The sequence below is a fragment of the Ferrimicrobium sp. genome (assembly GCF_027319265.1).
Taxonomy (GTDB): Bacteria; Actinomycetota; Acidimicrobiia; order Acidimicrobiales; family Acidimicrobiaceae; genus Ferrimicrobium.
This window is the reverse complement of sequence record NZ_DAHVNP010000007.1, coordinates 18560-37816: the sequence shown is the minus strand read 5'-3', so window position 1 is coordinate 37816 and position 19257 is coordinate 18560. Positions and strand designations below refer to the sequence as shown.

Below are 19257 nucleotides of genomic sequence, written 5' to 3'. Positions count from 1 at the left end.
TGAACACAGCGCAAGCTTCCGAATTATGCAGCTCCAATGAAGACTCCGGCGACTCGAAAACAATGAAGCGTGACCGACAAACACGATCGAAGCTACGGCGGACGGTTGGACTCATTCTGGTTCTCTGGGCGACCTTCATCCTTGCGGGAGGGGCGTTTGTCTTGTCAAGGACCAATCACAGCTACGTCTACACCCCTTCGATGTACCCCACCATTCCCCCGGGATCAATGATCTTCGTCGAACATGAGCCCTCCTACCACGTCGGGGAGGTCATCGAGTTCCATGCCAACGGCCTGGTGTGGGCCCACCGTCTGATCGCGATCAAGCCCAACGGTGATCTCGTCACCAAAGGTGACAACCCAGCTAGTCGTCCCGATGTCTTTGATCCACCACTCCGGATGAATGACATCATCGGAAAAGTGGTGTACGCTCCTAAATTTCTCGGTTTCCCACAACTCTTCATCCATCATCCTGCCTATGCCTGGAAGTGGTTCGTCTTTGAACTCGGCGTTATCGGCAAGGTAATCCTTGGGTTAGCTGTCGGCCTACTCGTCTGGTTCGCCTTCACACGAAAGCCAAAACAAACCTCATCGTCTTCAGCCACTGAAAGTACGCCCACTCAACCAACAACCGTCGAGTGATCGATTCGCAATCTCCCTCGTGTCACTTACCGCGACCGTAGTCAGCTTTTATCAACCAACTCCGTTACACAAAGATTGAGCAACATGCGCTTTGCATGCGACAACCGTTAGTCCCAATTCAGATGGGTCAGGCAGCGTGCCAGCTCCGACTTGAGTAAGTCCTTCTGCGCCAGAGATCAGATCGCATCGATGACTCATCCCGATACGCTGATCACCTCGCTTCATTCCTGATGTCCGCCCCGTGCTCCAGATAGATATCCGAATGCGTGGTCACCTGATCGGACTCTCTGGTGGAAGGCTGTGTTTATTGCGCCCAAAGAAGCGACCTGCCGGAATTATGACAGGGCGCGTGTATCCCCTGGAAGGCCACTCGTACCCTGTCCACTATGGTCTCGAACTTCATATTCTGTGTGCCACATTCCATGCATAAGATGCCACGCTCGACGACACGCCGTATCACGTTTGAGTTCTGTCCCAATGATGTCAGCAACCCGCTCTTTGACCCGATCCTGGTCAGCTCGTACCGTCGCTACCGAGACAAACAGCATCTCGGCGATTTCACCAGCGCTCAACCCCCGATCAAGGGCTGCCAAGATCTCCACCTGTCGATCCGTGAGTTTGAGACGGTAGGTTTGTGTCCTCTTTGCCCAGGTATTCCAGATACCCTGAATCACTCCCGCCTCTTCCCACTGTCGTTGACCTGCGACACCGATACATCCTTGGTCGCTCCAGCGCTGGAGATAGGCTCTGGCAGTATTATCGATCTCTATACTTGGCAATAACGGCCGCGACTCCATATCAACTAAGAGCCGGCGAGCCAGCCCTCGCGACACACAACGGACCCCTTGGCTGGCGAGGTGGAGTTGACGAGTGAGCTCCTCCTGATCAAGAGAATGACGCTCGACGTAACCCAGAGCACCGGCACCGATCGCATCGCCAATGTGGCGTGAGCCTACCGAGCTCGAATACACAACCACCTGGTGATTCCCGTGAGCCAAGGACGAGACTATATCGGCGTTTTGTGGAGTCAAACCGACAATCACCAGCGGCGTTCTCTCTAAGCTTGAACGCGACACTTCGCATAGCGCTCGCACCCGTATCGGAACCTCCCAGCCGAGATCCTCAAGCATCCCAGCCATCCCCCGAGCGATCAGATCATCCTCCTCGATCAGCAGTGCTTTCGCTACCCCCATAGCCTCCTCCTTGAGCATCGCATGCCACCTACCCCATTGTGAACGAAAGTACGTAGCCACTAGGTCATGCGGCGAAACCGGCCCCCTACAACCCTGTGATCACCTGCCTTACTTTCAAGGAGACTACTCTATCCAAGATGGACGTGGGTACAATTTCTGCATTATTCACAACTTATTTGCACAATAAAATCAATCCTTCATGCACTGGATTTGCTGTACCATTTGTTACAATTCATATTCCAACCCATCCCCACGATCATGCGATCACGGCATGATATACATCGCTGACCAGTCTGGCCACATGCTTTCCGTCTATCGCCGGTGTGCGTACCCCGTCCTGATGCACAGCAATAGCCGCCCTGAGTTGGACAATCCCAGCCATCCCCAGCAAAGGCCCCTAAAGATCCCAGCATCCAAGTGGGTACTGCACACTTGACCAGCTCGCGAATACTCGATCGTCAGCGACAGTGCGCCTCGCGATCGCAAGACACAACCACGCTTCTCACAAGATACAACTGCATTGCGCGCCCAGTGACCCCTATCTCCAGCTACGGAAAAGCCAGTAGCATGTTCCACGATGCGCTGGACACGGTCCATGATTTTCTACAAAGAGACAAATGACACATCCGCCATGCACACAACTCTCGAATCGTTCCAACGGCCACAACCCTGCAATGCCAATAAACCTTCGTCCGATGATAGCGGGAATTCCCAGGTAGAGAAGGACCAGAACGACGCAATGCCTAGCTTGTTGGGTCAACAATCGATGAGCTCGTGCGGGTCCAGCATGTATGGCAATGCCCTCGGCACCACACTTTGTCCTCCCACTGGAGGTTACTCCCGCTAGACTGAGGATAGGAAAACTCCACTACCAACACGCAGAAAGTAGCTACCACTATGAGTCAGGGAACAAGAAAGCCGTGTCGTCAACTGGGGCGGGCGATGGTCGCCTCTCCACTTATCTACGGAGGCCTAGGTGCCGCACGTGAGCCAGGCATGCGCCACAAGGCACTAGAACGCTCAGGCCTACCCGCGAGCCAGGAGCTCGTGCGCTTGAACGGAGGGGTCATGGTGGTAGGGGGAATCGCTTTAGCACTCGGCATCAAACCCAAGCTCGCTGCGTTTGGACTCGCTACCTCCATTACCGCTACAACCATTGTGGGCCATCCCTTCTGGCGTGAAGAGGACGATGCTGCGCGGAAGAATCAAAGCATCCAGTTCTACAAGAACGCAGCTATCCTTGGGGGGCTTCTCCTCGAGATCGTCAGCTAGCCTGATCCATACGATAAGTAGCAACCAAAAGCAACGATCACCCTGTGCCTGATCGCTATCCATCGCTAACCGCCAGGAGGTGAAGTGAAACCTCAAGAAATTGCAACACCACTGACCGGGGCTGCCATTTTCTTGGTCGTCACCGTTCCAGCTGATCACACGAACGCGATTCGCTCCCTGCTCGGAGAGGTTGACAGCCTCACCAAGGCGGTGGGGTTCCGCTATCCAGAGGCACGGCTCAGCTGCGTGGTTGGCATCGGATCGCTCCTCTGGGATCAGCTCTCACCGAGCGAGCGACCAGCGCACCTTCACCCCTTCACCCCCCTCCACGGCGTCGTACGCGACGCGCCATCCACGCCAGGAGACCTCTTCTTTCATCTCCGATCACAGGAACTCGGCCTGTGTTTCGAACTCGCACGTCTCCTCAAAGACCGGCTGCCCACCGGCTCGGTCATCGTTGACGAGGTGCAAGGCTTCAAGTACCTCGATCAACGCGATCTCCTTGGTTTCGTGGACGGGACCGAGAACCCTGACCAGAGCGAGGCAGCCCAAGTGGCGATCATCGGCGAGGCCGAACCTGCCTTTGTTGGTGGCAGCTATGTCATCGTCCAGAAGTATCTCCACGATCTCAGCGCTTGGGAGGCACTTACCACCGAAGATCAAGAGCGAGCCGTCGGTCGTCGCAAACTTGAGAACGTTGAACTCGACGACGCGACCAAGCCCATCAACTCCCATGTTGCGCTCAACAACATCCGCGACGCCAACGACGCAGAGCTGGCAATCTACCGGCTCAATATGCCTTTTGGAAGTCTTCACGACCACCACTATGGCACCTACTTCATCGGCTATGCTAGTGACGTCCGCATCACCGAACGCATGCTCACCAACATGTTCCTCGGCGACCCTCCCGGCAACTACGACCGACTGCTCGACTTCTCCACCGCGATCACTGGGACCCTCTTCTTCTGTCCATCGCTGGAGCTCTTGGAGCAGCTCGCAGACCCCTAGTCATCCATGATGGTCGCGCGTTAGGCCTCGGTATATGAGGCCAAGGTGCCTGGGAGTGTATGCATGATCCCATCAGCGGTGATCAACAGCCCGCGAAAGGAACCCTCGTGACCGATCCGCTCGAGGACTCGCACCCCTCCGGCGATCACCGCTGTCGCCAGCGCATCGGCAAGATAGAGTGGTGCCCCAACAACTGTGGCCGCGAACGCACCGAGCTCGTCGCCCAAGGGGTTGACGACATGACACCCCCGCTCGTAGAGTCCTGAGGTCGCGACCGCGCTATTGGTCTGGACCACCCCACACAGCCGATCGGCGTGGCGAGGATGGCGAATACCAACGTTGATCGGGGTGTCACTGTAGATTGCGATATCGCCACCACCGTTCACCACCGCCTCAGTTGCACCTGCGCTAATCATCATTCCAAGGATGCGCTCAGCCGCCCAACCCTTCACCAGTCCCGATGGGTCAAACCCACCAGGGACCGCCCACGGGTCAAAGTAGCCATCTGAGAGCTCCCGAGCAACCTCGCAGAGGGCGATCACCTCATCGAGTTCATCACTGTGAACGCCACGCTCACCCCGACGGAGACGACTGACCTCACTATCACTCCGGTAGGTGCTAAATACAGCGTCGATGCGTCCAAGCTCGGCCCTCGCACGTTCGACGAGCGACTCCCAGCCCACCTCGATCTGCTTCCCATCTTCCTCGTCAATCTGATCAGCTGCCGAAAGGGTAAAGACGGTGCCCATGGTCACAATATCGGTGAGCACTACTTGCCTCGCAACTTGTTCAAAGCACCCTGTAACGAGTAGGCGAATCCCTGACTGGTGTAGGTAGCACCCGAAACGATCGCGATGGGAAGTCCTTGGGCTTTGAGTGCCTCCGCTCTTAGCGAAGGAACCGCAGCCTGTTCGATCTCGACCGAGTATGCCTCAAGGGCCTGGAACTTGGCGATGGAGATGTCAACGATCTTGTGCGCCTTCACATCCACCGTCACCGCAATGTCACCGAAACCGTAGTTCGTCAACGGTCCGGTCACCGAGGTTGGTCCAGCTGGGAGCGCCACGTTGGTCGGTACCGCACCTTTGCCCCTGTTGGCCTTTGCGCTCCGATGGGCTTTGTCGATTGAGTTGACGCTCAGCTGAGTCTTGGCCCGAGAGTGCAGCGTGAGCACCCCAATGAGCCCCACGACCGTTGCCCCAAGTACCGTCAATGCCCTACGCATACGCTCTTCCTTCCACGATTTTTGTCATCGCCATCCACCTATCCACTCCATTGGTTAAATCGTGTAAGGCTCTGCATGCACCTGACGCCGCTTAACGCCGAGCTGTACAAAGACATCTCGAACCGCCTCAACAAAACCGGGAGACCCACTGATGAAGATATCCCGACTTCGGTAGTCCTTGATGTTGCCTGCGATGGTACGCAGATCCACCTCCGTGCGATCCCCACTCAAGATGTAGACCCTGCCGTTACGCTCGCTGACCAGTCGCTCGAGTTCGTCGAGTAACACCACATCGGTCTTGGCGGTGACACGCAACACCACCGCGGGCCGACTCTCACGGGGTAGATCCTCGAGCAGGCCCCGTACGGCGGTCACTCCGATTCCACCAGCGATGAGTAGCGCACGATCTCTGGCCCGTTGTGCCACGGTAAAATTGCCATAGGGGCCCTCAAACCAAACGTGGGTACCTACCTTCAGCTTGGCAAGGTTCGTTGAAAAGTCACCGATCGGCTTTACCATCAAGCGCAAGGTATCCTCCTGGCGATCGACCACCGAGAACGGGTGGGCTTGCCACCATCGACCCCGGGTGAGAAAGCGCCACTCGAAGAACTGGCCTCCCTGAAGCGGGAGGTCTTCTAGATAATGGCCCTCAAGAAGGATCTTAGTTACACCATTGGCTTGAGGTTCCACAGCCGCCACCCGCAATCCATGGCGCATGGAGCGTAGCAGCGGTACGAAAATACGATAGGTGAGGATCGCAACTCCAGCCCCGATCCACGCTAGCCCCCACACCCATTGTGCGATGGGGTGGTTCACAAAGCTAGGACCGAGAGCCAACTCATGGGCAAAGGAGAGCACGAGGGCGACGTAGATCAAGAGATGTAGGAGCCACCAGTTCTCCCGCGAGAGGCGCTGGCGCAACCATGGCAGGGACACCAACCCGATCAACAACATCAAACCCAGCGCGATGAAGGCAGTGATCATATCGGGGTAGCTGTTGATCAGCACACCGAGCTCATGGGTAAATCCTGTCTTCGCGATCTCGGCATAGGCCATCGTGGTGAGCACGGCGTGGGCGAGGATGAAGGAGATCGCGAGTATGGAGAGGTTTTTGTGCCAACCCATCACTCCACCCCTGCCCAAGGCTCGTTCAAGCATGGGCAGACGGGAGGCCATGAACACCATCACCAGAGCGAAGTAGGTGCCGATCAGTCCCGTCACCGATCCAAGGAAGAGCGCCCAACCGCCTGGCGCGTGGATCTCATGCACCGTCCCGTCAACCAAGGGCAATCCGAGTATCACACCAAGGCCAATGCCTGCAACCGCCAAGGCAACCAACAGACCAGTCTCACCTGAACGTCGGGATCGCGCCGAATCTGTCCGTGCAACCGCCGCGCCCGTGGGGGCCGAAACCTTCATACAACTCCTTTAGCCCAACCGGCAGGCACCCAATCACGTAACCAAAGTCGGAGAGCCCTGGGGCTCTCCGTCTTCCAGCATGCCGTGCGAAGCTTGGCATCGACTGAAGCCGAGCTGAGACAAGAAACTTCTTAACCCCTCTCGTCCAGCCGACGGTGAAGGTCAGTTACCAAGTTCTCGAGTTTCGTGAGCTGGCTACGATGCTCCCGGTGTGACTTGATGAGGTGAATGGTGCCGCCCGCCGCGATACAAGCGCCCAGGTCACTGGTAACGTTGGTATAGTTGCCGCCAACGAGCTCGGCAAAAGCCGAGACGTGCACCGATACCAACGGTAGCACGACCAGGTAGACCCCGAGCAGTGTCAGCAGGATGATGTGCGGTTTTGATGCCAGGATCCTCGGCACGAAGGCAAGGATGCGAACGAGTCGCGATTGGTGCGTTCCACTACCAGCCATCTCATCAACGGTGTCCATTATCGGTCTCCTTTTCAAAGCAGTACGCTCAACTAAGTTGATGGACATGCTAGCTACCTCAAAGAAGGACGACCGAGAACTTGTGCGCCACACTTTGAGCCCATCGGTGGGGGAATCGCTCGTAGGCGCCTTACCGCGTCAGGGGCCAGATTCCCCCCAAACGGTACGGTCGAGATGCTTTGCCGATGCCTTTTCCCTGTCTGATCGCCGGGCTAGGAGAGCCCGATCCCCCAACTCACTCCCCGCCCTGCACCACTTCGGCTTGGATAAAGAGGTGAAACTCCTCGACCGCGATCGCAAACGCTCGCTCGATCCGTGCGATGAGCTCGTCAGTCTCAGGGTGAAGCCGCTCCGGTAACTCCTGGAAGACCTCGCGAACCGCAGCACGCAGCGTACTAACGCCCAGTTTTGCGGCAACATCGGCACGAAACCGTGCGGTCTCCGCGTCAACACCTTCATCGACAAGACGATCCGTCAAGGCTTGAGCAACACGGAGCTCAAAATTCAGATAGTTCCTTACAAGCTGACCCGTGAGGTCTACCTCAGAACGATAAGGGCGGAAAATTGGTACTTCAAGCACCGCATCCATACGTTGACGAATACCACTCACGATCGCCTCAAGGAGCGCCCGCAGTGGCTCCTCAGATCGAGGACGCCGTGTCACCTCTGCTTCGACAAGATCGAAGTATGAGATGAGGTCAAGCAGCAAGAGGTCATCCTTAGATTCGAAATACCGAAAGAAGGTGCGCTCTGATACATCCGCCTTATCGGTGATCTGGAGGATAGTGGTTTCAAGAAAGCCCTGCTGGGCGATGAGTTGGCGAGCAACCTCGATGATTCGCTCTCTTGTCGCCGCTTTTTTGATCTCACGGCGTCCAACTGGCTTGTTGATCTCCATATTCAATAAGCCTACCTGCCGGGCTTGGAAGATATCAATTCAGGCAAATCATTTTGGCAGCACCTGCATTTGGCAGTACTGTCATCTGTTAGGATACGATGTCAGGCCAAGTTCAAGAACACCGAACGCGAGAACTGAGGGTAGTCATGCGGTCGCCGCCAGCTGTGGAATCCCCAAGAACCTCGCTCATCTGATCAAAGCGCAGAGATGTTTGAAGGGGGAATTGATGAACAAGCAACCACATCGACTTGATAGCGTCGGACGCGCATGCGCTCGTCATCCGTTCACAACGATCGCTATCTGGGTTGTCGTATTGGCCGCAACGCTCATCGGGCACCACGAGATCTCCGGTATCTACCAGAACAACGTGAACCTGCCGGGGACCCAGTCCTCTACCGGGCTGGCACTGCTGGCCAAGAATGATCCAAAGGCATCTGGTTATACCGGACTCATCGTCGTCACTAGCAAGGACCTCATATCCCAAGGAGGCGCGCTCACCCAAGCCGAACAGAACCTAGCCCGCCTCAAAGATGTGATCTCAGTGAGCAATCCACTCGCCCCCAGCTCGACAGGACTCTCGAAGTCACAAACCACCGCGCTGATCACCGTGCATCTCTCGGTGCTCCCCGCATCACTCGGGACCAGCTACGCGAACTCGCTCTATCGTGCCATGGAGCCCGCGACGCACGCGGGCCTTATCGTCAACTATGGCGGTGGATTCGATGCCAATGTCAACCCACCGACCCGCGACGCCACGTCGGAGGCCATCGGCTTCGGCGTGGCTATCGTCGTCCTACTCGTGAGTTTTGGGAGTCTCGTCGCTGCCGGTCTACCCCTTCTGACCGCCGTCTTCAGTGTCGGCATCGGTGTCTCCATCCTCGGCATGGTCGCCAGCGTGATCACCTTCGCTACGGCTTCGCCGACGTTGGCGCTCATGATCGGCCTTGGAGTCGGGATCGATTATGCCGTCTTCTTGAGTACCCGTTTTCGCCAGCGAATCATGGACGGCCATGATCCTATTGATGCCGCCGGTCGCACAGTTGCGACCAGCGGGCACGCTGTCCTCGTGGCGGCAACCAGCGTATCAGTGGCGCTGTTTGGACTCTATGCCTCTGGCATCACCTTCTTTGGGCAGCTCGGCTTTGCCGCCTTCTTTGGCGTCCTCACCGCAGCTGCTGGCGCGATCACCCTGGTACCGGCTGGCCTCAGTCTCGCTGGACGCAGCATCGACCGTCTCCATCTTGGACCTGCCAAGGCCGAAGCGGGTGATCGAAATGACATGTGGCACCGCTATGCCCGTAGTCTGCAACGCAGGCCGGTCCTCTTCCTCTTTGCGGGTCTCATCCTTCTCGGCGTCCTCACCATTCCATTCTTCTCGATGCGGCTCGGAAACGTCGGCGACTCCTCCTACCCAACCTCTTTTACCTCACGTCGAGCCTATGATGAGGTAGCCCAGGCATTTGGCCGAGGTGCCAACGGTCCGCTCGTTGTGGTTCTTGACATCGACCACTACGACGGTTCTCCCACCACCCTCGCCAATGACCTCTACCAGCAGGTCAGCAAGGTTCCTGACATCGCCTCGGTCACTCCACCTGCGCCGACACCGAACTCGGCGCTCCTTATTTCAACCGTAGTGCCAAAGACGGGGCCGGATAATCAGAAGACAACGACGCTCTACTCGACGTTGGTAAACACCACCATTCCAAAGGTCACCGCTGGTACCGGTGCACAGGGCTACGTCACCGGAGGTACAGCTCTACAGATTCAATTCGATCAAACCCTTGGCTCACATCTGATACTCACCATCCTGGCCGTGCTCGTGGTTGCCTTTTTCATTATCATGTCCGCCTTCCGCAGCCTGGTACTCGCCATCAAGGCAGTTGTCATGAACCTGCTGAGCATCGGGGCAGCCTACGGGGTGCTAGTCACCACCTTCCAATGGGGTTGGGGGCGGAGTCTGCTCGACGTACCGAACAAGGTCTCGATCGAGGCCTACGTTCCCCTCATCGTCTTCGCCGTCGTCTTTGGCCTCTCGATGGACTACGAAGTCTTTCTGCTTTCGAAGGTACGGGAGGTCTGGATACGGGCCCATGACAACACCGAGGCAGTCTCCGAGGGTCTCTCCTCCACCGGTCGTGTGATCTCTGCCGCCGCGTTGATCATGGCAAGCGTATTCTTCGCCTTTGCTGGATCACCTGATGTGGTCATCAAAATGTTCTCCATCGGTTTTGGGGTCAGCGTACTCATCGATGCAACCGTCGTGCGGCTTCTCTTGGTCCCCTCGATTATGACCCTGCTTGGTACGAAGAGCTGGTGGATACCCAAGTGGCTCGACAAGATTCTGCCCCACATCGAGGCAGAGGGTGTCGAAGACGACGAACCAACAATAGACGCAACGCTATCCGCGGTTGACTGACTAGGCACGGCACAATGCCTCACCTGTTCACAGAGGCATTCGCCACTACACTGGGCCCCAATGACTACCGAACAACCTGTACAACAGGGCGCGACCCGCCCCGGTTCTGACGACGCCAGCCAGGATCCGCTCTTTCGCGGAATCGGGGTGGCGCTCGTGACACTCTTTGACGATGCGGGAGAGCTGGACCTCAAGGCGACCGTCGAACATGGGGCACGTCTCGTCGAACTCGGGGTGACTGGCATCTTGGTCGCGGGGACGACTGGTGAGGCCAGTGCTCTCGATGATAATGAGCGTGCACGCCTCATCCGCGAACTACGTGCCATCCTCCCCTCATCCATACCCGTCTTTGCCGGCACCGGACAACCCTCTGCACGAGCCGCGGTGCACACCTCCAAACGAGCGATCGACAGCGGCGCCGACGCACTCCTTGTCCTGTCACCACCCAGATCCCTGGATCCACGCCCCTACTATGAGGCGATCGCCGAGGCATGCCCAACAGCCCCGATACTGGCCTACCACTTCCCCGCTGCCTCCTCGCCAGGGCTGTCGGTGGACGCTCTCTGTTCACTCCCAGTGATCGGCGTAAAGGACTCCAGCGGTGATGCCTCCAGGCTCCTCGAGGAGGTACGTCGCTTTGAGGGTGCCCTCTATGTCGGCAATCCAGTACTCCTCGCCCTCGCTGGTCTCCTCGCCATCAACGGAGCGATCCTTGCCGTCGCTAACCTCGATCCAGCCCTCTGCCGCCTTGCACTCGCCGGAGACGCCCAGGCACAACTCGCCATCGCTGAACTTCACCGCGTGACCGCCACTGGTTTCCCCAAAGCGATCAAACACGAACTCCATCTCCGCTTTGGAACCCCTACCGGAGTTCGCCTCGGCTAACTTCGCCTTCACCCCACCGCGATTCGTCCTCCAAGCGAGTTGCCTTGCACTACATCGGCGACACTAGTGCCCCTCGGGTACCGTTGTCATCTGCGCTAGATACGTACATGCCGCTGATAACGAAGACAGATCTGCGTACTTTGCCTCAAGATCGAAGAGGTTGGCCCGGTGGATCTCCTCCGTCCGATCACCAACCGCCTCGCGCACGATAATCGGGCGAAAGCCAGACTGCAGGGTGTCGAGTGCGCTGGCACGAACGCAGCCCGAGGTGGAGACTCCGGCGATGAGGAGGGTATCCACCCCCTGATGGTGCAGCGCCGAGGCGAGCGAGGTGCCAAAAAAGGCAGAGGCGTACTGTTTCATGATGACGAGATCGGTGGGTGCTGGCATCAGTCGTTCGTCGAAGTCACGGAGCTCCGATCCCTCCTCAAAGACCCGCAGCGCGGGAACCTTCTGCCAAAAGTACCCTCCATCAACGCCTCCTTGGCGGTAGCTCACACCGGTGAAGACCACCGGGTGCCTCCACTCACGTGCGGTGGCGACCAACGTACTCGTCGCCTCGAGCACCCCCTCGTAGCGCACGGAATAGAGCGACGAGCGAGGATCGAGGTACGCCCGCACCAAGTCCACCACCAACACCGCAGGCCGCTCTCCAAAGCCCACCGATCCGGAGAATCCCGCCTTCCGGTAATCCGCATCCACGGAGGGATCCCCCATGGCTTACCTCGTCTCGAAGACGGGATCGCGAGGGGCCGGAATCCCCGTCTCAGCGAGTGACCTCGCCTTCAGATCGGCGATCGGAGCTCCGTAATCAAAGACGGGGAGCGCGCCACGATGATCGCGCATCTGTGCACGCAGTGCTTCCGTGGCCGAGGCCAGTACCGTACCGTCATCATCGAGAACGACACCGTAGCGCTTCGCGCCCTCTCGCGTCACGAGTCCACGCTCAACCTCGAGCGCAACGAGCTCGGCCGAGCGATCCAACGGGTCGCCCCACCCGCCACCTCCCCAGGTGACGTAGTGCAACATGTCGCCTACTGCGACCTTGACATGGTCACATTTGGACGCGAGCACCTCGGTGGCTCCGTTCGTGCGAACCACATACTTGGTACTTCTCGCTCCGGGCAAGCCACCGTTGACGCCCCAAGGGTAGGTCAACCAGCGATCGTCGTGGATGGAGATCGTACCGGGCTCCAAAAATCGGTAGGCGATATCGATCCCATTACCCCCTCGAAAGAATCCCGGTCCACCCGAGTCCGCTACCGTCTCGTACTTCTCAATCACGAGAGGGAAGTAGGCCTCGAGGAACTCGTTGGGAACATTGGTAAAAGATGGCCACAGCGAATGTCCATCGGGTCCATCTCCAAATGGCCGACCCGGAATTCCTCCAAAGCCAATCTGATAGAGCTGGAACCATTCGCCCGAGGAGTCCGTGCCCGAGTACATGAGGTGTGGAGAAGAGGAGAAGCCTGCTGCACAGAGAAACTCCGGCTGGCGTTGGCCAAGCAGACCACCCAGGATGTCAAAAATCCTTCCAAGCGCATGCGTGCGACAGGAGAGCGCCGCCGGATAGGCGGGTCGAAGCAGGGATCGCTCTGGAATATGGACCTCTACCAACGGATAGAAACCGTCATTCCAGAGGATCTGGGGGTCAAAGACCATGATCATGTAGATCCCAAAGAACATCTTGAACATATTGACGTTCAAGAAGAAGTTGATCGGCCCTACCGATTGTGGATCAGTCCCCTCAAAATCGAGATGGACTTTGTTGCCCTCGCGCCACATCGTGCAGTGGATCCGATACGGGCCGTTACCAAGGCCGTCATCATCGATGTAGTCGGTAAAGGAGAGTCGTTCCTCCGAAACAGTCTGAAGGATCAGCTGTTCCATCGCACGATAGTTGCGCTCAAGCAATAACTCGAGCGTAGCGATGTAGACGTCGGTACCAAATCGACCGCAGAGCTCCACCACGCGACGCCCGGCAGTGCGGCAGGCAGCGACGATCGCGTTCAAGTCGCTTCGGTTCCACTGTTTCATCCGCACCTGGTTGAGAATGAGATCGAGAGCCTCTTGGTTCAGTGCCCCGCGTCGGTAGATCTTGGTGGGGGGGATGACCACCCCCTCCTCATAGATGCTCTCGGCATCGGTCGGTAGTGACCCAGGAACCTTACCACCCACATCGGTCATGTGTCCGAACATCGCCGACCAACCGACGATGCGGCCCTCCAGATAGATCGGCATCAGCACCAGCCAGTCATTGGCATGACTGATCGCACCATCACAGCTATACGGGTCCGAGGTCAAGAAGATATCGCCCTCCTCGACCGTTCCCTGGTAGTTGTCCAAGAAGCCGCCGATGAAGGAGCCAAACTGACCGACCACCATGCGACCCTTATGATCAGCGATGAGGGGAAACTCATCGTGTTGCTCTCGTATTCCCGGACTCATTGCCGTACGAAAGAGCACCGCATCCATCTCGTAGCGAGCATTTCGCAACGCATTTTCAATAATATCCACTGTCACGAGATCAACATCGACGTTCGCAAACTGGGTATTCGATGTCTCGATAATCTGAGCCATTACCACTCCTTTTTTTCAATGTACAGACGAATAGCTAGCGAGCAAGAACCCCCGTCACTGGGCATCGCTGAGGGGGTTAATGATGAGATTGCCATAGACGTCGACTCGAGCCTCGTGACCTGGCAACACCAGGGTAGTAGAGTCCATCTCGGAGACGATGGCAGGTCCTGCGATTCGGTTATTGGCCCTGAGCTGGGCACGAGCGTAGATATTGGCAACAACCTCCTCGCCCTCGACGTAAATCTCTTTGGTGGCGATCACTGCGTCAGCGGCGTCTTCATCCCCGGTTTCGATCTGGAGGGCCGCGACCTTCGGGCGTGCACCCTGGGCGATGGCACGCAGATGTACCAGTTCACACTCCTGATCGAGGGCAAAGGTGAAGAGCCGTTCATGCTCGGCCTCAAAGAGGGCACGAATACTCTCTAACAGTTCATCGGTGAGCATGGTCGCATCGACATCAACCGTCACCTCAAAGCCTTGTCCGTGGTAACGGACATCGACCGAATAGCCGATCTCCTGCTCCGCCAGAGCGACCCCTTGCCCCGTGAGCTCAGCTGCTGCCTCTGCTCGTAGTGCCTCAAGCTCGGCAGCCACCTCTGCACTCGAGACCTCAGAGAACCTTCGGATATAGGTGTGCGAGGACTCCGATCGAAGGCGGGTTGTGGCATCACCAAAGGCGCAGAGTACCCCAGGCGAGGGCGGAACGATCACCGGCCACGATCCCATCAACCGTCCCAAGGCATTCGCGTGAAGCGGTCCAGCACCACCGAAGGCCACGAGGGCAAAGTCGCGTGGATCATACCCCTGTTGCACCGAGACCAGCCGGAGAGCTCCAAACATGTTCTCATTAACGATGTCGATCACACCGGCGGCCGCCCGCTCCACCCCAATGCCCAGTGCCTCGGCCAGCGGCTCGATGGAGCGTCTCGCAGCCTCGCCATCGAGTTGCATCTCTCCATCCAGGAGACCTGAGGGTAGATAACCAAGCACCATATTGGCATCGGTAACCGTGGGTTCGGTCCCACCTCGACCGTAGGCTGCCGGACCTGGGTCGGCCCCGGCAGACTGGGGACCAACGCGCAACGCCTTGGTCAAGGCGGGCACGTGCGCAATCGATCCTCCACCAGCGCCGACCGTGCGCACGTCGATGGAGGAGGCACGGATCGTCAGATCGCCAACGGATGTCTCCCGCCCCACCTTCGGGACTGCCTGTTGAACAAGGGCGACATCGGTACTCGTGCCGCCCATGTCAAAGGTCAACAGATCGTCATAGCCCGCCTGGCTGGCGATCCAGACCGCACCAGAGACACCGCCGGCCGGTCCACTCATGAGCATGTTCACCGGGGCAGCGGAGGCGACCTCCATCCCCATCAAACCCCCATCAGAACGAAGAATGTGTAGACGTGCACCTGGAGTTCGTCGCGCTAGCTCAGATGAGAGGTTACGCAAATACTGCGATGCCCGCGGTCGTACGTAGGAGTTGGCCACGGTGGTGAGCGTCCGTTCATACTCCTTGATCTCTGGCAAGATGCGCGATGACAAGGAGATAGGGATATCACCCAAAATCTCTTCGGCTAGGCGTGCAACCGCAAGCTCGTGTTCGTCGTTGGTGAACGAGTTCATCAACGAGATCGTCAGTGCTTCAATCCCACGGGAGCCGAGACGTTCTAGTTCCTGTCGCAGTGCCACCTGATCGAGGGGGCGGATCACACGACCACGTGCATCGATTCTCCCCTTGACTTCGATAGTGTCCTCAAGCCGAGCCAATGGTTCAGGCTTTGGCCATACGATCCAACCAGCGAGTCCTCCCGGTACAAAGGACCGAGCCACCTGGAGGATCTGACGATACCCCTCGGTGACGACCAGGCCGACCCTGGCGCCCTTCCCCTCAAGAACCGCGTTCGTCGCCACCGTCGTTCCGTGCATCACCTGACTCACCGCACTTGGATCGACCCCAGCGCGCTTAGTCAGCAACTCGATCCCACGGAGTACTGCAATCGAGGGATCCTCCGGCGTGGAGGGAACCTTCGCACGATGTGTCACCCCTGATACCTCATCAATCAGCAAGAGGTCAGTGAAGGTTCCTCCTACATCAACTCCCAATCGATAACTCATCAGTACAATCTCCTCATCTGTGCCTGTCGCAACGAACCCACCGACTCACTGCGACGCTCAACTCTTTGATTGATTCTCTTACTTGATAACATTTTTCCTAACGACGCCACGTGTGTCGCCTATCCATCGCGATCATCTTGTCCCATCAACCATCGTCGTACTCGCTCAGATCACCCCTCGCTGGCGAAGAGAGGTAATCTCCTCATCGGAGAGACCGAGTAGGCCAGCGAGAACCTCGGTGGTGTGCTCACCGAGTTCAGGGCCGACCCATCTCACTCTCCCTGGAGTTGCCGAGAGGCGAGGAGCGACATTATGCATCTGAAACTCCCCGAACGTCGGATGTGCCAGGCTGATGATGTCCTGGCGCGCCTGGAAGTGAGGATCAGCGAGCATCTCCGGCGCCCGATAGATCTTGCCCTCTGGCACCCCATGGATCTCAAGTAGCTCCTCGAGTTCAGCGATATCGTGCTCGGCCGTCCACGCTGCGATGCGTTCATCGAGTGCGACCTGGTTTGCACCTCGTGCGCTGTGGGTCGCAAAGCGCGGATCATCCGCGAGTTCGGGTTGGCCCATGGCCAAGGCAAGTCTCCCAAAGACTGAGTCTTGATTGGCGGCGATGAGCAGGAGCATTCCATCTTTGGTCGGATAGATATTGGAGGGTGCGACGTTGGGCAAAATCGCTCCGGTGCGCTCACGAATGTAGTTGCCGAGCGTGTATTCGGGAATGAGCGACTCCATCATCGAGAGCACCGCTTCATAGATCGCTGCATCCACGACTTGCCCTTTGCCGGTCACGTTACGGTTGTGGACGGCGACCAGCGCACCAAGAGCAGCAAAGATGGCAGCGAGCGAATCGCCAATCGAGATACCAGCTCGCGAAGGTGGTGCCTCAGGGTTACCGGTCACATATCTGATGCCACCCATCGCCTCGCCAATCGAGCCAAATCCCGCCCGAGCGGCGTAGGGTCCTGTCTGGCCATAGCCCGTCACGCGGACCAAGATCAGACCTGGGTTGATCTCAGCGAGCGTGGAGTAATCGAGTCCCCAACGTTCGAGCGTGCCAGGGCGAAAGTTTTCCAGCAAGATATCGGATTGTGCCACCAACGAGCGCACGAGTTCTTGGCCAGCTTCAGTTCTCAGATCGATCGTCACCGATCGCTTGCCACGCGCAACCACCGGCCACCAGAGTGACAACCCATGTGGCTTTTCACGACCCCATTGGCGCATCGGGTCGCCACGATTTGGATCCTCTACCTTGATGACATCGGCTCCAAAGTCAGCGAGCAGTTGACCACAAAATGGCCCGGCCAAGAGCTGCCCCATCTCGATGACTCGAAGATCTTGGAGCGGCAGTCGCTCCTCGGAATCGTCGCTACCGGGGGTATCCATTCAGGCTCCCTTCTAGCAATAGACCGAACGTGCGGCAAAAATATGGCACTTCATCACCGCCTCTGCCCAATCAGGGTCACGAACAGCCAGTGCTTCTAAGAGTTCTCGATGATGCGACATCGAACGGTTGAGTTCATGCGCACTGTAGCGTTGAAACGTTGCTCGGACCCGAGCCAGCTCCATGATGGACTGTACTTGTTCAGAGAGTCGGTAGTTTCCGGATCCACCAACGATCAGGGCATGGAACTGATTGTTGAGGCTCGCGATCTGATCGTCAAAACCAATTGGACGCTCCGTTGCCAGTCGTTCCATCGCATCGGCGAGCTTTTGGGCGACGACCAGATCACTCTCTGAGAGCCGAAGCGCGGCTTGACGTGCCGCGTGCGGTTCGAGTACACCGCGGAGCGCAAAGACCTCATTGATGTCCTCCACTCTCCACCCAAGCACCCGCGCACCTCGATGTGGCAGGATCTCGATGTACCCCTCAACTTGCAGCCTTCGCAGTGCCTCTCGAACCGGTGTTCTCGATACTCCAAAGCGCTCCGCCAAGAACTCCTCGCGAAGGGATTCCCCAGCGGCGAGCTCACCGGTCACCAGTGCGTGTCGCAGTTGATTGTATACATCTGTGCTGATTTCTCCCAAAGCATCCCCAATCCAACGCCATTTTGCAGCAATTCTGGATACAATATCACAGCCGACGCCGCCTTGTTTGGAATTGGTGAAAAAAGATTGAAGCGCCTAGAGTGAGAGGGGATAGCGATCGAGAGAGGAACGACGATGGATCAGCCAAGTATCGAGATCGTTGAGGTGTCACCGCGGGATGGACTCCAAAACGAAGCCACACCCTTCTCAACCGACGAGAAGGTAGCGTTGATCGAGGGGTGTCTTGGTGCCGGTCTGCGAAGGATCGAGGTTGCCAGCTTTGTCAATCCCGCAAGAGTTCCCCAGATGGCCGACGCGGAGGCGGTCTTGGCACGGCTCAGCCCTGCGGCCTTTGACGGAGCCATTGGGCTCGTCCTCAATGAACGGGGCCTCGATCGTGCGCTCGCAACCCCACTACAGGAGATCAACTACGTGGTGGTGGTGACCGAGACCTTCTCGGAGAAGAATCAAGGTGCCTCGGTTGAGGAGAACCTAGCCATGGCGGCCAACGTGACCCGGCGAGCGAGAGAGGCGGGGCTTCGCACCTCCATCACCGTCTCCGCTGCCTTCGGCTGTCCCTACGAGGGCGAAGTAACCCCCCAACAGCTCTACGCCATCGTCGATCAGGTCGCCGATCTGGAGCCGTTTGAGATTGCCATCGCCGACACCATCGGTGTCGCGGTCCCAAGGGACGTACACGAACGGATGCAGGGCGTTCGAGAGATCGTCGGATCGCGTCCGATCCAACTCCGCTGCCACTTTCACAACACCCGCAACACTGGACTCGCCAACGCCATGGCCGCCGTCGAAGAGGGCGTCACTGTGCTCGACGCATCCCTCGGAGGCATCGGAGGATGTCCGTTTGCACCCAATGCGACCGGCAACATTCCCACCGAAGATCTCGCGTATATGTTGTCACGTTCGGGCTATCACCTCGGTGTCGACTTTGCTCGCCTCTTTGAGGTGGTTGATCTGCTGAGTCAGAAGTTACCGAACCCGGTTCCTGGTCTCCTGACGCGAGCCGGGATGTTCCCGGCGCTGAGCTGACATCAGCGAGCTGACATCACCGAGCTGGACCCAATGGGTTAACCCCCCACTGGA

At 57.8% G+C, this 19257-nt stretch carries 17 protein-coding genes; 6 read left to right on the top strand and 11 right to left on the bottom strand.

Annotated elements, in window-relative coordinates:
• The first annotated feature begins 62 nt into the window (after positions 1-62).
• The gene (locus tag M7439_RS00695) at positions 63-641 is read left to right on the top strand and encodes a S24/S26 family peptidase (protein WP_298347449.1); all 579 of its coding nucleotides are present in this window, start codon (positions 63-65) and stop codon (positions 639-641) included.
• A 335-nt stretch (positions 642-976) separates the two neighbouring features.
• Here M7439_RS00695 and M7439_RS00690 read toward each other — a convergent pair whose 3' ends face one another.
• On the bottom strand, positions 977-1834 hold the full coding sequence (locus M7439_RS00690; protein WP_298347448.1) for a LuxR C-terminal-related transcriptional regulator: 858 nt from the start codon (positions 1832-1834) through the stop codon (positions 977-979).
• Positions 1835-2731: 897 nt separating this feature from the next.
• Here M7439_RS00690 and M7439_RS00685 point away from each other — a divergent pair.
• On the top strand, positions 2732-3106 hold the full coding sequence (locus tag M7439_RS00685) for a DoxX family protein (protein WP_298349428.1): 375 nt from the start codon (positions 2732-2734) through the stop codon (positions 3104-3106).
• 84 nt (positions 3107-3190) lie between these two features.
• A complete protein-coding gene (locus M7439_RS00680) occupies positions 3191-4114 on the top strand; it encodes a Dyp-type peroxidase (protein WP_298347446.1) in 924 nt (307 codons plus the stop codon).
• Between the two features lie 20 nt (positions 4115-4134).
• Here the strand turns inward: M7439_RS00680 and M7439_RS00675 are convergent, their stop codons facing one another.
• The 5 genes from M7439_RS00675 to M7439_RS00655 all read right to left on the bottom strand — a co-directional run bounded on the left by M7439_RS00675 (position 4135) and on the right by M7439_RS00655 (position 8129).
• Positions 4135-4884, bottom strand: coding sequence for an FAD:protein FMN transferase (locus tag M7439_RS00675; RefSeq protein ID WP_298347445.1), 750 nt, complete (start codon positions 4882-4884; stop codon positions 4135-4137).
• Positions 4884-5339 carry an FMN-binding protein gene (locus M7439_RS00670; RefSeq protein WP_298347444.1) on the bottom strand — a complete coding sequence of 152 codons (456 nt, stop codon included), beginning with the start codon at positions 5337-5339 and terminating at the stop codon, positions 4884-4886. Before M7439_RS00670 ends, M7439_RS00675 begins: the two co-directional genes overlap by 1 nt.
• Before the next feature lie 54 nt (positions 5340-5393).
• Complete coding sequence (locus tag M7439_RS00665; RefSeq protein ID WP_298347443.1) at positions 5394-6758, bottom strand: ferredoxin reductase family protein; 1365 nt, start codon at positions 6756-6758, stop codon at positions 5394-5396.
• Between the two features lie 131 nt (positions 6759-6889).
• Entirely contained in the window at positions 6890-7231 is a 342-nt protein-coding gene (locus tag M7439_RS00660) for a hypothetical protein (protein WP_298347442.1), read from the bottom strand.
• 235 nt (positions 7232-7466) lie between these two features.
• Positions 7467-8129 (bottom strand): TetR/AcrR family transcriptional regulator, encoded by a 663-nt coding sequence (locus tag M7439_RS00655; RefSeq protein WP_298347441.1) that lies wholly within the window; start codon positions 8127-8129, stop codon positions 7467-7469.
• A gap of 226 nt (positions 8130-8355) precedes the next feature.
• Here M7439_RS00655 and M7439_RS00650 point away from each other — a divergent pair, with 226 nt between their 5' ends.
• Complete coding sequence (locus M7439_RS00650) at positions 8356-10545, top strand: MMPL family transporter (protein ID WP_298347440.1); 2190 nt, start codon at positions 8356-8358, stop codon at positions 10543-10545.
• Between the two features lie 60 nt (positions 10546-10605).
• On the top strand, positions 10606-11430 hold the full coding sequence (locus M7439_RS00645; RefSeq protein WP_298347439.1) for a dihydrodipicolinate synthase family protein: 825 nt from the start codon (positions 10606-10608) through the stop codon (positions 11428-11430).
• Positions 11431-11493: 63 nt separating this feature from the next.
• Here M7439_RS00645 and M7439_RS00640 read toward each other — a convergent pair whose 3' ends face one another.
• From M7439_RS00640 to M7439_RS00620, 5 genes are all read right to left on the bottom strand, one after another.
• Positions 11494-12147 carry an isochorismatase family protein gene (locus M7439_RS00640; protein ID WP_298347438.1) on the bottom strand — a complete coding sequence of 218 codons (654 nt, stop codon included), beginning with the start codon at positions 12145-12147 and terminating at the stop codon, positions 11494-11496.
• 3 nt (positions 12148-12150) lie between these two features.
• A complete protein-coding gene (locus M7439_RS00635; protein ID WP_298347437.1) occupies positions 12151-14010 on the bottom strand; it encodes a hydantoinase B/oxoprolinase family protein in 1860 nt (619 codons plus the stop codon).
• 54 nt (positions 14011-14064) lie between these two features.
• Positions 14065-16125: a hydantoinase/oxoprolinase family protein gene (locus M7439_RS00630; RefSeq protein ID WP_298347436.1), complete on the bottom strand. Its 2061-nt coding sequence runs from the start codon at positions 16123-16125 to the stop codon at positions 14065-14067.
• 165 nt (positions 16126-16290) lie between these two features.
• Complete coding sequence (locus M7439_RS00625) at positions 16291-17514, bottom strand: CaiB/BaiF CoA-transferase family protein (protein ID WP_298347435.1); 1224 nt, start codon at positions 17512-17514, stop codon at positions 16291-16293.
• A 12-nt stretch (positions 17515-17526) separates the two neighbouring features.
• Entirely contained in the window at positions 17527-18156 is a 630-nt protein-coding gene (locus M7439_RS00620; protein ID WP_298347434.1) for a GntR family transcriptional regulator, read from the bottom strand.
• A 135-nt stretch (positions 18157-18291) separates the two neighbouring features.
• Between M7439_RS00620 and M7439_RS00615 the strand changes: the two genes are divergently transcribed.
• The gene (locus M7439_RS00615; RefSeq protein ID WP_298347433.1) at positions 18292-19203 is read left to right on the top strand and encodes a hydroxymethylglutaryl-CoA lyase; all 912 of its coding nucleotides are present in this window, start codon (positions 18292-18294) and stop codon (positions 19201-19203) included.
• The last annotated feature ends 54 nt before the right edge of the window (positions 19204-19257 follow it).

Excerpts from the sequence above, each read along its gene's own strand:
- M7439_RS00695 (WP_298347449.1), top strand. The coding sequence starts at position 63 with ATGAAGCGTGACCGACAAACACGATCGAAGCTACGGCGGACGGTTGGA.
- M7439_RS00690 (WP_298347448.1), bottom strand. The coding sequence starts at position 1,834 with ATGGGGGTAGCGAAAGCACTGCTGATCGAGGAGGATGATCTGATCGCT.
- M7439_RS00685 (WP_298349428.1), top strand. The coding sequence starts at position 2,732 with ATGAGTCAGGGAACAAGAAAGCCGTGTCGTCAACTGGGGCGGGCGATG.
- M7439_RS00670 (WP_298347444.1), bottom strand. The coding sequence starts at position 5,339 with ATGCGTAGGGCATTGACGGTACTTGGGGCAACGGTCGTGGGGCTCATT.
- M7439_RS00665 (WP_298347443.1), bottom strand. The coding sequence starts at position 6,758 with ATGAAGGTTTCGGCCCCCACGGGCGCGGCGGTTGCACGGACAGATTCG.
- M7439_RS00660 (WP_298347442.1), bottom strand. The coding sequence starts at position 7,231 with ATGGACACCGTTGATGAGATGGCTGGTAGTGGAACGCACCAATCGCGA.
- M7439_RS00655 (WP_298347441.1), bottom strand. The coding sequence starts at position 8,129 with ATGGAGATCAACAAGCCAGTTGGACGCCGTGAGATCAAAAAAGCGGCG.
- M7439_RS00650 (WP_298347440.1), top strand. The coding sequence starts at position 8,356 with ATGAACAAGCAACCACATCGACTTGATAGCGTCGGACGCGCATGCGCT.
- M7439_RS00645 (WP_298347439.1), top strand. The coding sequence starts at position 10,606 with ATGACTACCGAACAACCTGTACAACAGGGCGCGACCCGCCCCGGTTCT.
- M7439_RS00640 (WP_298347438.1), bottom strand. The coding sequence starts at position 12,147 with ATGGGGGATCCCTCCGTGGATGCGGATTACCGGAAGGCGGGATTCTCC.
- M7439_RS00635 (WP_298347437.1), bottom strand. The coding sequence starts at position 14,010 with ATGGCTCAGATTATCGAGACATCGAATACCCAGTTTGCGAACGTCGAT.
- M7439_RS00630 (WP_298347436.1), bottom strand. The coding sequence starts at position 16,125 with ATGAGTTATCGATTGGGAGTTGATGTAGGAGGAACCTTCACTGACCTC.
- M7439_RS00625 (WP_298347435.1), bottom strand. The coding sequence starts at position 17,514 with ATGGATACCCCCGGTAGCGACGATTCCGAGGAGCGACTGCCGCTCCAA.
- M7439_RS00615 (WP_298347433.1), top strand. The coding sequence starts at position 18,292 with ATGGATCAGCCAAGTATCGAGATCGTTGAGGTGTCACCGCGGGATGGA.